We start from the raw sequence: 16,382 nt of genomic DNA, 5'->3' as shown, positions 1-16,382 counted from the left end.
GCGAGCGCACCGGTAGATTGGTGCGATGGTTTGCGACGAGCACACCGGCGCAGTCGGACGAGCGATCATGTACATGGTCTCAACCATGTAACAAGAGCGGTCGGGCCGACAGATAGTGCCAATGGACATTTTTGCCTGATTGATTTCGAGAACTGAACCCGAAACGCAGGCGCCACGCTGTTTGGGCGACAGGCGCCTGCGTTCCGGTGTCGTCGGGGAGCGCTGTGACAGGTGTTCCGGAAGCGAGGTTTGGGTTGGACCGGCTGGATTTCGGCGGAAACGGCGAAACTGGTGACGGGCGTGGGGACTCTGCGGAGTACTTCCCGCTCTCGCCTGCTCAGCTGGGTATCTGGTACGCGCAGCACGTCGACCCGCAGGTGCCGATCAATATCGCCCAGTTCGTCGACCTGCGTGGCCACCTCGATATCGCGGCGCTGGAGCGGGCCAGTTCGGCGGCGGGCGCGGAGCAGCAGTCGCCGTTCGTACGGATCGCCGAGATCGACGGCGAGCCGATGCAGACCGTCGACCTCACCCTCGACGACACGCTGATCTACGTCGACCTGCGCGACGAGGCCGATCCCGAGGCCGCGGCGGCGGCGTGGATGCGCGCCGAGTACAGCCGTCCGCTCGACATCGTCGCCGACCGCCTGGTGCAGGCTGCCGCGCTGCAACTCGCCGACGATCACTGGTACTGGTATGCCAGGGTGCACCACATCGTGCTCGACGGTTTCGGCGCCAACAACTTCGTCAATCGCACGGCCCAGCTCTACACCGCGGCCGTATCCGGTACCGAGGCGCCCGCCGACAAGTCCACCGACCTGCGCGCGCTCTACGAGTCGGAGATCTCCTACCGCGACAGCACCCGCTTCGAGACCGACAAGGCGCACTGGGCGCAGCGGGTGGCCGGGCTCGAAGAGGGCAGCAGTCTGGCGGGCCGGTCGGCACCGCCCTCGCCGGTCAACGACGTCACCAGCGCGGCGCTGACCTCGGACCAGGACGCCCTGCTCGGCGCGGCCGTCGCCCGGCACGACACCACCTCGGCCCCGCTGCTGATCGCGGGTTTCGCGGCTTATCTGGCCCAGATCACCGGCACCGAGGACGTGATCCTGAGCCTGCCGGTGACCGGCCGTACCACCGCGGCCATGCGCCGCTCCGGCGGCGTCACCTCCAATATCGTGCCGCTGCGACTACGCGTCGGGCACGACACCACCGTGGCCGAGCTGCTGCGCGCGGTCACCGTCGAGGTCTCCGGTGCACTGCGCCACCAGCGCTACCGGCACGAGGACATCCGCCGTGATTCGGCGGGCGAGGGCATGGTCACCACGGAGTTCTTCGGTCCGTGGGTCAACATCATGCTGTTCGACAACGCGCTGCGGTTCGGCGAGATGGACGGCACCCTCAATGTGCTCTCCACCGGCTCGATCGAAGATCTGGGCGTCAACTTCTATCAGTCGCACGGCGGCACCCGCTCGCACATCGACTTCGAGACCAACCCGAACCTGTACTCGGCCACCGAGGCTGCCACCCACCACGCCCGCTTCCTGGAGTTCTTCGACCGGTTCCTGGCCGCCGCGGCCGAGGCGCCGGTGTGGAGCCTGCCGGTCACCGGCTCCGATGAGCTGGAACGCTCGCTGACCGAGTGGAACGATTCCGCGCACGAGGTGCCCGCCACCACGCTGCCCGCCCTGCTGGACGCGCAGATCCTGCGCACCCCGGACAACATCGCGCTCGATTTCGAGGGCGCGACACTCACCTACGCCGAGTTCGGCGCGCGGGTGAACCGTCTTGCCCGCTTCCTGATCGCCGACGGTGTCGGCCCGGAATCGCTGGTCGCGCTCGGCATGCGCCGCTCGCTCGACCTGGTGATCGGCATGCACGCGGTGCTCAGGGCCGGTGGCGCGTACGTGCCGATCGACCCGGATCACCCGGCCGACCGCACCGCCTACATCCTCGAGTCCGCGGCACCGGTCTGCGTGCTCACCACCACCGGCGACGACCTCGACCTGCCGGACACGGTGGCCAGGGTGCAGATCGACACCCTCGACACCTCCGCCTTCGCCGACACCCCGATCACCGACGCCGAGCGCCTGGCTCCGCTGCGCCCGGACAACACGGCCTACGTCATCTACACCTCGGGTTCCACCGGCCGCCCCAAGGGCGTCGCGGTGACCCACCACGCGATCGTCAACCAAGAGCTGTGGATGCTCGACGAGTACCGGTTGACCGCCGACGACGTGTACCTGCAGAAGACCGCCACCACCTTCGACGTGTCGCTGTGGGGTTACTTCCTGCCGCTGATGGTGGGCGCCGAGCTGGTGATCGCGGCGCCGGACGGGCATCGCGACCCGCTCTATGTGGCGGAGATGATCCAGCGGCACGGCGTCACCGTGACCGACTTCGTCCCGTCGATGCTCACCGTCTTCGTCTCGCACGCCACCGCGGCCCAATGCGAAACGCTGCGTGCGGTGTTCGTGATCGGTGAGGCATTGCCGCCGGAGACCGCGGCGGGTCTGCGCGCGATCTCCACCGCCGGGCTGCACAACCTGTACGGCCCCACCGAGGCCGCCGTCTCGGTGACCTACTGGGAGGCGACCGAGGCCGACACCGTGACGGTGCCGATCGGTATTCCCGAGTGGAATGTCGAAGTGTACGTGCTGGATTCGCGGCTGCGTCCGGCCGCGATCGGCGCGCCGGGTGAGCTGTATCTGGCCGGCCGTCAGCTGGCTCGCTGCTACCGCGGCCGCCCCGACCTCACCTCGGACCGCTTCGTCGCCAACCCGGTCGGCGCTCCCGGCGAGCGCATGTACCGCACCGGCGACCTGGTGCGCTGGAACGCCGACGGCGTGCTGGAATACATCGGCCGCACCGACTTCCAGGTGAAGTTCCGTGGTCAGCGCATCGAGCTCGGCGAGATCGAGACCGACCTGCTCGCCCATCCGACCGTGAGCCAGGCCGCGGTGCTCGTGGTCGACACCGCCACCGGCCAGCAGCTGGTCGCCTATGTGGTGCCGACGCCGGGACAGTCGGCCGATCCGGCGACGCTGACCAGGTTCGTCTCCGAGAAGCTGCCCACCTACATGGTGCCCGCGTCGATCATGGTGCTCGACGCGTTCCCGCTCAACACCTCGGGCAAGCTGGACCGCAAGGCCCTGCCCGAGCCCGTGTTCTCCGCCGCCGCGGGCGATTTCCGCGCTCCGCGCAGCGCGGCCGAGCAGATCGTGGCAGGCATCTTCGCCGATGTGCTGAGCCAGGAGCGGGTCGGCGCCGACGACAACTTCTTCGAACTCGGCGGCAACTCGCTGGTCGCCACCCAGGTGGTGGCCCGCGTCGGCGCGGCGTTCGGTATCCAGCTCGGCGTGCGCGCGCTGTTCGAGACCCCGACGGTGGCCGGACTCGCCGCCCGTGCCGAATCCGCAACGCCCGCCGATGTTTCCGCCGCCCGCCCGGCACTGGTGGCCAAGGCCCATCCCGATCAGGTGCCGCTGTCGCTGGCCCAGCAGCGGATGTGGTTCATCAACCAGTTCGATCCCGCCGCGCCCACCTACAACCTGCCGTTCGTGGTGCGGATGAAGGGCCGGGTCGATGTCGACGCGCTGATCACCGCGCTCGACGACGTGGTCGTGCGTCAGGAATCGCTGCGCTCGGTGTTCCCCGACTCCGACGGTGGCTACCAGCGCGTACTCGGTGCCGACGAGTTCGACCTCGGTATCACGGTGACCCCGATCGATCAGGCGCTGCTGCACGACGAGCTGATCGCCTTCGCCTCCACCGGTTTCGACGTCACCCTGGAACTGCCGATCCGCGTGCGGATCTTCCAGGTGACCGGCGGAACGACCAATGGCACACCGGAATTCGCGGTGGCCTTCGTGGTCCACCACATCGCCGCCGACGGCTTCTCGTTCGGTCCGCTCGCGCGCGACGTCGCCACCGCTTACCTGGCCCGCGCGGCGGGCGAGGCGCCGGGCTGGGCGCCGCTGCCGGTGCAGTACCGCGATTACACGCTGTGGCAGCGCGAACTGCTCGGCGCCGAAAGCGATCCGGAGTCGATGGCCGCGCGCCAGGTCGACTATTGGAAGCGCACCCTGGACGGTCTGCCCGACCAGCTCGATCTGCCGAGCGACCGGCCGCGCCCGCAGCAGCAGAGCTTCCGTGGCGCGCGCGTCGGTTTCGACATCGACGCGCGGACCCACGAGCAGCTGGCCGCGCTGGCCCGCGCCAACGGGGTCACCCTGTTCATGGTCGTGCACGCCTCGCTGGCCGTGCTGCTGGCCCGGCTGTCCGGCACCACCGACATCGCGGTCGGCACCCCGATCGCGGGCCGTGGTGAGCAGGCGCTCGACGACCTGATCGGCATGTTCGTCAACACCCTGGTGTTGCGGTCCGATGTCGACCCCACCCAGCCGTTCAGCGAATTCCTCACGCGCACAAGGGAAACCGACCTGAGCGCGTTCGCCAACGCCGACGTGCCGTTCGAGCGGCTCGTCGATGTGCTCAACCCGTCGCGTTCGCAGGCGCGGCATCCGCTGTTCCAGGTGGTGCTGTCGTTCCAGGAGATGTCGCACGGCACCCTGGAGCTGCCCGGCCTCTCGGTCGACGCCGACGAGGTCGAGGTCGACATGGCCAAGTTCGACCTGCAGTGGACCCTCACCGAGGAACACACCAGCACCGGCGCCCTCTCCGGCATGACCGGCGTGCTCACCTACGCGGTCGACCTGTTCGACCAGTCGACCGTCGAGGAACTGCTGCTGCGCTGGCGGCGCGTGCTCGACGCGATCCTGGCCGACCCGGCGATCACCGTCGGCGCCATCGACGTCCTCGACGACGCCGAGCGTGCCGACCTGGTCGCCCGCTACGGCGCCCCGGCCGCCGTCGCCCGCACCCTGCCGCAGCTGATGGCGCAGGCCGCGCGCGACACCGAGGCGACCGCCGTCGTGTTCGAGGGGACAGCTGTCTCCTACGGCGAACTGGATCGCCGCTCGAACCAGCTGGCCCGCATGCTGATTCAGCAGGGCCTCGGCGCCGAAGACTTCGTCGCCATCGCGGTGCCGCGCTCGCTGGAATCGGTGCTCGCGGTGTGGGCGGTCGCCAAGACCGGTGCTGCCTACGTGCCGGTCGACCCGAACTACCCGGCCGACCGCATCGCCCACATGATCACCGATGCCGGTGTGTCCGTCGGCATCACGGTGACCACCGAGGCGGCCGACCTGCCGCCGACGGTGAGCTGGCTCGAGATCGACGATATCGAGCTCGCCCACATCTCCGACGCCCCGCTGGCCCCGCGCGAGCTGGTGCGCCCCACCGATCCGGCCCAGCCCGCGTACCTGATCTACACCTCCGGTTCCACCGGTGTGCCCAAGGGCGTGGTGGTCACCCACACCAGCGTCGCCAACTTCTGCGCCGAGCAGATCGACCTCTACGGACTCGATTCCGACACGCGCGCACTGCATTTCGCCTCGCCGTCGTTCGACGCGTCGGTGCTGGAGCTGCTACTGGCGATCGGTCGCGGCGGCACCCTGGTCGTCGTCCCGCCCGGGGTGTACGGCGGTGAGGAACTGCGCGACATCCTCATCACCGAGGAGGTCACGCACGCGTTCGTGACCCCGGCCGCGCTGGCCACCTTCGACGCGCGCGGGCTCGACCACCTACGGGTGCTCGCGGCCGGTGGCGAGGCGGTGCCGCCGGAGCTGGTGAACAAATGGGCGGTGCCGCTGCCCGACGGCAACCGGCGAATGCTCGGCAATGTCTACGGTCCGACCGAGACCACCATCGCCTCCAACCTGTCCGAAGGGCTCATCCCGGGGGAGCGGGTCGTCATCGGCGGCCCGATCCGCGGCGTGCACACGCTGATCCTCGACGACCGGCTACGCCCGGTGCCGGTCGGCGTCGCCGGTGAGCTCTACATCGGCGGTGTCGGTATGGCGCGCGGCTATCACGCGCGTCCCGCGCTGACCGCCGACCGGTTCGTCGCCAACCCCTACGCGCCCGGCCTGCGGATGTACCGCACCGGTGACGTGGTGCGCTGGACCGCCGACCGCAATGTCGAGTACGTCGGCCGCTCCGACTTCCAGGTGAAGGTGCGTGGTTTCCGCATCGAGCTCGGCGAGATCGACTCGGCGCTCGCCTCGCACGAGACGGTCGACTTCGCCGTCAGCCTCGGGCACAAGAACAAGGGCGGCAGCACCTCGCTGGTGTCCTACGTCGTCGCGGTGCCCGGCCGCTCGATCGACGTCGCCGAGCTGACCGACCATGTCGCGCAACGTCTTCCGGCGTACATGGTGCCGTCATCCATCATGGTGCTCGCCGCCGTCCCGCTGACGGTCAACGGCAAGCTGGACCGCCGCGCGCTGCCTGCCCCGGTGTTCGAGGTGCGCGAGTTCCGCGCGCCGACCACCCCGATCGAGCAGATCGTGGCGCAGATCTTCGCCGATGTGCTCGAGCTGTCGCGGGTCGGCGTGGAGGACGATTTCTTCGAACTGGGCGGCAACTCGCTGATCGCCACCCAGGTCGCCTCCCGCATCGGCATCGCCCTCGACACGAGGGTGCCGGTGCGCATGCTGTTCGAGGCGCCCACCGTCGCCGCGCTGGCCGCGCGGGTGGAGTCGCAGGCCGGTGACGGTGCCCGCAAGGCGCTGGTCGCCAGACAGCGGCCCGATCGGGTGCCGCTGTCGCTGGCCCAGCAGCGCATGTGGTTCCTCAACCGCTTCGACACCGCCTCCGCGGTCAACAACATCCCGGTCGCCATCCGGCTCTCCGGCGACCTCGACGTGGCCGCGCTGCAGGTCGCCGTCATCGACGTGATCGACCGGCACGAGTCGCTGCGCACCGTGTTCCCCGAATCCGGCACAGGTCCGGTGCAGGTGGTGCTCGACGCCGCGCAGATCGTCCCCGACCTGACCCCGTACCGGGTCACCGAGGACAATCTCATCGACCACCTGATCGACCTCGCGTCGATGGCCTTCGACGTGACCAGCGAAGTGCCGCTGCACGCCCGGCTGTTCGAGATCAGCGACACCGAGTACGTGCTCGGCATGGTGGTGCATCACATCTCCGCCGACGGCTGGTCGATGGCGCCGCTGTCGCGCGATGTCATCGTCGCCTACGCCGCGCGCACCTCATGGGAGGCGCCGACCTGGGCCGAATTGCCGGTCCAGTACGCCGATTACGCGCTGTGGCAGCGCGAGGTGCTCGGTTCCGAGGACGACCCAGCCTCGCTGATCTCCTCAGAGATCGACTACTGGACACGCGAACTCGCCGATCTGCCCGACGAGCTCGTCTTGCCCGCCGATCATCCGCGCCCGCCGGTCGCCACCTACCGCGGCGGCACCTACAGCTTCGTCATCTCCGGCGAAACTCAGCGCGCCCTCGTCGAATTGGGCCGCCGCTACAACGCCTCGCTGTTCATGGTCATGCACAGCGCGCTGGCGGTGTTGCTGGCCCGCGCGAGCGGCACCGGCGATATCGCCATCGGCACCCCGGTGGCCGGACGTGGCGACCAGGCGCTCGACGATCTGGTCGGCATGTTCGTCAACACCCTGGTGCTGCGCTCGCGGGTCGAGGGCGCGACGTCGTTCGCGACGCTGCTCGACCAGGCCCGCGAGACCGACCTGCAGGCCTTCGCGCACGCCGACGTGCCGTTCGAGCGGCTCGTCGAGGTGCTCAATCCGCCGCGGTCGCAGGCCAGGCACCCGCTGTTCCAGGTCATGCTGTCGTTCCAGAACAACAAGCAGGCCTCGCTGCAGCTGCCTGGCCTTTCGGTCAGCGGCATCGACTACGACTCGCAGCTGGCCAAGTTCGACCTGCAGCTCACCCTCACCGAGGTCCAGGACACCGACGGTGAGACCGGCGGCATGTCGGCCGAGTTCTCCTACGCGCTCGACCTTTTCGAAGAGTCCACCATCGCCGCGTTCGCGCGCAGGCTGGACAACATCTTCGCCGCCGTCGTCGCCGATCCCCAGGTGCCCGTCGGTGACATCGATCTGCTCGCGCCCGAGGAGCACGCGCAGGTCCTCGTCGACTGGAACGACACCGCGCGTGAGGTGCCCGCGGGCACCCTGGTCTCGCTGTTCGACGCCCAGGTCGAGCGCACGCCGGACGCGGTCGCGCTCGTCTTCGAGCAGCAGGAGCTGACCTACCGCGATCTGCAGGAGCGGGTCAACCGGATCGCGCGCAAGCTGATCGCCGACGGCGTCGGTCCCGGTGACCATGTGGCGCTGGCGATCCGGCGTTCGGGCGAACTCGTCGTCGCTATGTACGCGGTGCTGCAGGCCGGCGCCGCCTATGTGCCGCTGGATCCTGACCAGCCGGCCGACCGCATCGGCCACATCGTCGAGACCGCGCGCCCGCGCCTTGTCCTCACCAGCCGCCGCGACGCCTTCGAGGCCGACGGTGTGCCGGTCGAGGCGGTCGAGAACCTGGAACTGCCCGCCGATTTCAGCGGCGCGCCGATCACCGACGCCGAGCGGAGGGCGCCGCTGCGGGCGGGCAACACCGCCTACGTGATCTTCACCTCCGGCTCGACCGGTCGTCCCAAGGGCGTCGCGGTGGACCACGCGGCGATCGTCAACCGGCTGCTGTGGATGCAGCACGAGTACCCGATCGACGCGGCCGACGCGGTGCTGCAGAAGACCCCGGCCACCTTCGACGTGTCGGTGTGGGAGTTCTTCTGGCCCCTGCAGACCGGCGCGCGCCTGGTCGTCGCCAAGCCGGACGGCCACCGCGACCCGGTGTACCTGGCGCAGATCATCGCCGAACGGTCCATCACCACAGCGCATTTCGTGCCGTCGATGCTGTCGGTGTTCGTGTCCACGCTCGGCAACAACGGCAACGGCGACGCGGTGCGGCTGCGTCAGGTGTTCGCCTCCGGTGAGGCGCTGCCCGCGCCGACCGCGCAGCGCCTGCGCGAGCTCACCGGTGCCGCGCTGCACAACCTGTACGGGCCGACCGAGGCCGCGGTCGACGTGACCTATCACGAGGTCGTCGACACCGATGTGGAGTCGGTGCCGATCGGCCGTCCGGTGTGGAACACCAAGGTGTTCGTGCTGGATTCGCGGCTGCATCCGGTGGCGCCAGGAGTCGCGGGTGAGCTGTATCTGACCGGCGATCAGCTCGCCATCGGCTACCTCAACCGGGCCGACCTCACCGCCGACCGGTTCGTCGCCAACCCCTACGGCGCGGCAGGCTCGCGCATGTACCGCACCGGTGACCTCGTCACCTGGACGCGCGACGGCGAACTGAACTACCTGGGCCGCACCGACTTCCAGGTGAAGCTGCGCGGTCTGCGGATCGAGCTCGGCGAGATCGAGGCGACGCTGCTCGCCCAGCCCGGTGTCGCGCAGTCGGTCGTGGTGGTGCGTGCCGACGCGCACGCGGGCGACCAGCTGGTCGGCTACGTGGTTCCCGCCGCGGACGCGAGCGTCGACGTGGCCGCGGTCAAGGCCGGTCTGGCCGCCGAGCTGCCCGCCTACATGGTGCCGTCGGCGCTGGTGGTGCTCGACGAGTTCCCGCTCAACGCATCGGGCAAGCTCGACCGCAAGGCGCTGCCCGCGCCGGTGTTCGAGGCCAAGGTGTTCCGCGCGCCCTCGACCCCGATCGAGGAGATCGTGGCCGAGATCTTCGCCGAGCTGCTCGGCGCCGAGCGCGTCGGTGTCGACGACGACTTCTTCGCGCTCGGTGGTAACTCACTGGTCGCTACCCAGGTCGCGGCCCGGCTGAGCAGCGCCCTCGACGCCGAGGTCGGGGTGCGCACCCTGTTCGAGGCCCCCACCGTCGGCGCGCTCGCCGCGCGGGTGGAATCGCACGCAGGCACCGGTCTGCGTGCCGAGCTGACAGCGCGGCCGCGGCCGGAGCATCCGCCGCTGTCGCTGGCCCAGCAGCGCATGTGGTTCCTCAACCGCTTCGATCTCGGTGACACCGCCGACGCGGGCACCTACAACATTCCGGTGGCCGTGCGGCTGCAGGGCCTGCTGGATCTGCCCGCGCTGCGCGGCGCCGCCGCCGATGTGATCGCGCGGCACGAGTCGCTGCGCACGGTCTACCCGTCGCACGACGGCACCGCCTACCAGAAGGTGCTTTCGGCCGCGAACGCGATTCCGGAACTGGAACTCATCGAAGCTGTCGCCGATCTCGGGGCTCCGGGTGGTGCTGCGTGGTCACGCTCCGCACCTCGCCCCGGCGAGACGGACCTGTCGGTCTCGCTCTACGAGTTCGCGGGCCGCGGCTTCGATGTCACCGCGCATCCGCCGGTGCGCCTGCGGGTCTACGAGCTCAGCGAGCGCGAGCACGTGCTGGTGATGGTGGTCCACCACATCGCCGCCGACGGTTTCTCGTTGCGCCCGCTGGTGCGCGACCTGATGACCGCCTACGTCGCCCGCACCGCCAACGCCGAGCCGGGCTGGCCGCCGCTGGCCGTCCAGTACGTCGACTACGCGCTGTGGCAGCGGGAAATCCTCGGTGACGAAACCGATCCCACCTCGCTGATCTCCGAACAGCTCGACTATTGGCGTGGTGCGCTGGCCGACCTGCCCGACGAACTGCGCCTCGGGCACAAGTCCAGGCCCGCGCAGCCGACCTATCGGGCGGGCACGCACCGCTTCGAGGTGCCCGGCGAGCTGGTCGACGCGCTCAACAGAGTCGCCCACGAGCACGGCACCACGCTGTTCATGGTGGTGCACAGCGCCTTCGCCACACTGCTGGCGCGGCTGTCGGGCACCGACGACATCGCCGTGGGCATTCCGGTCGCCGGTCGCGGTCAGCAGGCGCTCGACGATCTTGTCGGCATGTTCGTCAACACCCTGGTGCTGCGCGCGCGGGTCGACCCCGCCGCCGGCTTCGCCGATTTGCTCGCCCAGGTCCGCGAGCACGACCTGGCCGCGTTCGCGCACGCCGATGTGCCGTTCGAGCGGCTGGTCGAGGTGCTGAACCCGGCGCGCTCGCAGGCGCGGCATCCGCTGTTCCAGGTGATGCTGTCGTTCCAGAACCTGGGCCGCACCACCCTGGAGCTGCCCGGCCTCACGGTCTCCGAGCTCGGTATCGACCAGCATGTGGCCAAGTTCGATCTGCAGCTGGTACTGAGCGAGGTGCCCGCGGGCGAGGACAGCCATCTCGATGCCGAACTCGTCTACGCCACCGACCTGTTCGACGCCAACTTCGCCGCGACCTTCGGTGCCAGGCTGCTGCGGGTGCTGCATGCCGTCGTCGCCGACCCCACGGTCGCCGTCGGCGATATCGAGCTGCTCGACGTCGCCGAGCGCACCCTGGTGCTCGACCGCTGGAACGACACCGAATTCGCCGTCGACGCCGCACTGAGCGCCCCGAGCGCGGACGACCCGGCCACCCTGAACGCGGTGTTCGAGGCGCAGGTCGCGCGGACCCCGGACGCGACCGCCCTCACCTTCGAGGGGACAAGTCTGTCCTATGCCGAGTTCGCCGTCCGCGTGCGTACGCTGGCGCGCTGGCTCAAGGACGCCGGTGTCGGCCCGGAATCGTATGTGGCCCTCGGCATGCGGCGCTCGATCGACCTGCTGGTGGGCATGTACGCGGTATCGGCCGCCGGTGGCGCGTACGTTCCGCTCGACCCCGATCACCCGGCCGAGCGGATCGAGCACATCCTCGATACCGCGCAACCTGTCTGCGTGCTGACCTCCGGCGACAGCCTGCCCGCCGCGGGCGGGCGCGAGGTCCGCATCGATCAGCTCGACCTGTCGGGTCAGTCGGCCGAGCCGCTCACCGACACCGACCGGCACCGCCCGCTGCGCTCGGGCAACACCGCCTACGTCATCTTCACCTCCGGTTCGACCGGGCGCCCCAAGGGTGTCGCGGTGAGCCACGCGGCCATCGTCAACCGCCTGGTGTGGATGCACGCGGCCTACGGGCTCGCCGCCGACGACGTGGTGCTGCAGAAGACCCCGGCGACCTTCGACGTGTCGGTGTGGGAGTTCTTCTGGCCGCTGCAGGTCGGCGCGCGCCTGGTCATCGCCAAGCCGGACGGGCACCGCGACCCGGCCTACCTGGCCCGGCTGATCGCGGCCGAGCAGGTCACCACGGTGCACTTCGTGCCATCGATGATGGCCGTGTTCGTCACCGAACCCCAAGCGGCCGAATGCGTGTCGCTGCGCAATGTGTTCGCTTCCGGTGAGGCGCTGCCCGCGCCGACCGCGCAGCGGTTGCGTGAGCTCACCGGTGCCGCGCTGCACAACCTGTACGGGCCGACGGAGGCCGCGGTCGATGTGACCTTCCACGAGGTCACCGACGCCGACGTCGACACGGTGCCGATCGGCGCCCCGGTGTTCAACACCCGGCTGTATGTGCTGGATTCGCGGCTGCGGCCGGTTCCGGTCGGTGTCGCGGGTGAGCTGTATCTGGCCGGCGTGCAGCTGGCCCACGGCTACGTCGGCAGGGCCGACCTCACCATGGACCGCTTCGTCGCCGACCCGTTCGTGGCGGGCGAGCGCATGTACCGCACCGGCGACCTGGTCACCTGGACCCCCGACGGTGAACTGGAATACTTGGGCCGCACCGACTTCCAGGTGAAGCTGCGCGGTCTGCGGATCGAGCTGGGCGAGATCGAGTCCGCGCTCACCGCGCAGCCGTCGATCGCCCAGTCGGTGGTCGTCGTGCGTGCCGACGAGCGGACCGGTGACCAGCTGGTCGCCTACGTCATCCCGGAGACCGGTGCGACCGTCGACACCGAGGCCGTGAAGACGGCGCTGTCCGCCGAACTGCCGGTGTACATGGTGCCGGCGGCGTTCATGGTGCTGAACGCGTTCCCGCTCAACGCCTCCGGCAAGCTGGACCGCAAGGCACTGCCCGCGCCGGTGTTCGCAGCGCGGACCTTCCAGCCGCCGGTCACGCCGGTGCAGCAGATCGTCGCCGCCACTTTCGCCGAGGTGCTCGGTGCCGGTCAGGTCGGTCTCGACGACGACTTCTTCGAGCTCGGCGGCAACTCGCTGGTCGCGACCAGGGTGGCCGCCCGGCTGTCCGAGGCGCTCGACACCCAGGTGCCGTTGCGCGCGCTGTTCGAGGCCTCGACGGTGGCGGCGCTGGCGACCAGGGTGGAGACGGCCACCGGTCGCGGCGGGCGGGTCCCGCTCCAGCCGCAGCCACGTCCCGAGCTGGTGCCGCTCTCGCAGGCACAGCAGCGGATGTGGTTCCTCAACCGCTTCGACCACCGCACCGCGGTCAACAACATCCCGGTGGCCATCCGCCTCACCGGCGAGCTCGACCCGGCCGCGCTGGAAGCCGCCATCGCCGACGTGATGGCAAGGCACGAAACGCTGCGCACCTTCTATCCGGAACTCGAAGGCGCCGGGTACCAGCAGGTCATGCCGGTCGACGAGGTCCGCTTCGCGTTGCCTGCCCGGCCGGTCGCCGCGGCCGACGTGCTCGCGGCCGTTGTCGAGCTGGCGAGCGTGCACTTCGACGTCACCCGCGAGGTGCCGTTCCGCGCCACGCTGCTGCGGGTCGACGAGCGGACCCACGTGGCCGTCCTGGTCATGCACCACATCAGTGGCGACGGTTTCTCGCTGCGACCGCTGCTGCGCGACGTGGTCGTCGCCTACACCGAGCGGGCCCGCGGCGAGGTTCCCGCCTGGGCGCCGCTCGAGGTGCAGTACGCCGATTACACGCTGTGGCAGCGGGAAGTGCTCGGCGCCGAGTCCGATCCGGACTCGATCGCGGCCGCCCAGCTCGGCTACTGGACCGAGCAGTTGCGGGACCTGCCCGATCAGCTGGAGCTGCCCGCCGACCGGCCGCGGCCGGAGATCGCCACCAATGCCGGTGACCTGCACCGGTTCTCGGTCGACGCCCGGCTGCACACCGCGCTCACCGAGATCGCCCGCGCGCACGGTGTCACCCTGTTCATGGTGATGCACGCGGCGCTGGCCACCTGGGCCGCGCGGTTGTCCAACAGCACCGATATCGCGATCGGCACCCCGATCGCCGGCCGTGGCGAGCGCGCGCTCGACGATCTGGTCGGCATGTTCGTGAACACCCTGGTGCTGCGCAGCGAGGTCGACCTTGGCGCGAGTTTCGGCGACCTGCTCGACCAGGTGCGCAAGGTGGATCTGGCCGCCTTCGCCAATGCCGACGTGCCGTTCGAACGGCTCGTCGACGTGCTCAGCCCCACCCGCTCGCAGGCGCACCACCCGCTGTTCCAGGTGGCGCTCACCTTCGAGGCGGCCACCGCAGCCGATACCGGTACCGTCGCGCTGCCCGGTCTCGACCTCGACGTGGTCGACTTCGATCCCGGCACCGCGAAATTCGACATCCAGCTCACCGTCGGCGAGGCCGCCGACGGTTCGCTGGCCATGTCGTGGAACTACGCCACCGATCTGTTCGACGCCGAGTCCGTCGCCGCCTTCGGTGACCGGCTGGTACGCATCCTGCGCGGCGTCGCCGAGAACCCGGACGTGATCGTCGGCGATATCGACCTGCTCGGCGAGGCCGAACAGCGCGACGTCGCACAGCGCTGGGTGTCCTCCGGTGCCGACGCGATCGGCCTGCCGGTGATCCACGACGCCAGCACCCCGGCCGGCTACCGGCGCGGGCTGTTCGGCAACAAGCACACCACCCTCGTCGACCTGTTCGACGCGGCGGCCGGATCCTACCCGGACCGCATCGCCGCCAAGTTCGGCATGGAGTCGCTGACCTACGCCGAGCTCGACCGGCGCGCGAATGTGCTGGCGCGCAGGCTGATCGCCGACGGCGCCGGACCGGAGTCGCTGGTCGCGGTGATCCTGCCGCGCTCGCTCGACCTGGTCGTCGCCCTGCTGGCCGTGGTGAAGACCGGCGCGGGCTACGTACCGGTCGACCCGACCTACCCGGCCGAGCGCATCGCCTACGTGCTCGAGGACTCCCGGCCGACCAGTGTCGTGCTCGATTCCACGGTGCAGGTGACGGTTCCGGCGCACCTGCCGTCGGTGGTGCTCGACGGATTCGCGGTGGAGACCGGCAATATCGAGGACGCCGACGACCTGCCCGTCACCGACGCCGACCGGCTGGCGCCGCTGTCGCCGGACAATGTCGCCTACGTCATCTACACCTCCGGTTCGACCGGTCGCCCCAAGGGTGTCGCGGTCGCGCACCGCAATGTGGTGCGTCTGTTCGCCAACACCGACCGTGATTTCGGCTTCGGCCCGCGTGATGTGTGGACGCTGTTCCACTCCTACGCGTTCGACTTCTCGGTGTGGGAGCTGTGGGGTCCGCTGCTGTTCGGTGGTTCGCTCGTAGTCGTCGACTACTACACCTCGCGCTCGCCCGAGCAGTTCCTGGAACTGCTGCGGGTGGAACAGGTGACGGTGCTCAACCAGACCCCGTCGGCGTTCTACCAGCTCGCCGAGGCCGACCGGATCGCCGGTCCCGGCCTCGACCCACTCGCCCTGCGCTACGTGGTGTTCGGTGGCGAGGCGCTGGAACTGCGCCGCCTGTCGGACTGGGTCGCCCGGCACGGTGACAGCGCGCCGACGCTGGTCAACATGTACGGCATCACCGAGACCACGGTGCACGTGTCGTTCCGCGCGCTGGACGCGAAAACCATTGCCGCCGCGGCTGGTTCGGTCGTCGGCCGGGCCATCGCCGGGCTGTCGGTGTCTGTGCTGGACAATCGGCTGCGCCCGGTTCCCGTCGGGGTGGCAGGCGAGATGTATGTCGCCGGACCGCAATTGGCGCGCGGCTACCTCGGCCGCCCTGACCTGACCGCCACCCGCTTCGTCGCCAACCCGCTCGCCGGCCCGAACCAGGCCGGATCCCGCCTGTACCGTTCCGGTGACCTCGCGCGCTGGAACCGCTTCGGCGAGCTCGAATACCTCGGTCGCGCCGACGATCAGGTGAAGGTCCGCGGTTTCCGTATCGAGCTCGGCGAGATCGAAGCCGCCGTACTCGCGCAGCCGGGTATCGCCCAGGCCGCGGTCATCGTGCGCGAGGATCAGCCGGGTGACCAGCGCATTGTCGCGTATGTGGTCGCCGACGGTGACGCGGCGCCCGACCTGGAGATCGTGCGCAGCGGGGCCGCCGAACAACTGCCCGCCTACATGGTTCCGGCCGCGCTGGTGCGGCTGGAATGGATCCCGCTGACCGTCAACGGCAAGCTGGACCGCAAGGCACTGCCCGCGCCCGCCGTCCAGGCGCGTGCCTTCCGCGCGCCGGTCACCCCGGTGCAGGAGACCGTGGCCGCGGTCTTCGCCGATGTGCTCGGCCTGGACCGGGTCGGCGTCGATGACGACTTCTTCGACCTCGGCGGCAACTCGCTGATCGCCACCCGCGTCGTGGCCAGGATCGGCGCCGCCCTCGGCGCCACCGTGCCGGTGCGCGCGCTGTTCGAGGCGTCCTCGGTGGAGGCGCTCGCGGCCAGGGTGGAATCGCACACCGGCGGCACCGCGCGTGCGGCG

Annotated in this window: 1 protein-coding gene (cut by a window edge); it reads left to right on the top strand. The window is 69.8% G+C overall.

From position 1 onward, the window contains the following. Window positions 1-254 precede the first annotated feature (254 nt). A protein-coding gene (locus tag ACFOW8_RS12990; RefSeq protein ID WP_378550549.1) for a non-ribosomal peptide synthase/polyketide synthase crosses the window boundary here: on the top strand, window positions 255-16,382 show its 5' portion. It continues 28,098 nt past the right edge of the window; only the first 16,128 of its 44,226 coding nucleotides appear in the window; the start codon lies at window positions 255-257; its stop codon lies beyond the right edge, outside the window.

The organism is Nocardia rhizosphaerae (genome assembly GCF_042650365.1).
GTDB lineage: Bacteria > Actinomycetota > Actinomycetes > Mycobacteriales > Mycobacteriaceae > Nocardia > Nocardia rhizosphaerae.
The sequence above is the reverse complement of the archived record's forward strand: the minus strand, read 5'-3'. Positions and strand labels throughout refer to the sequence as shown.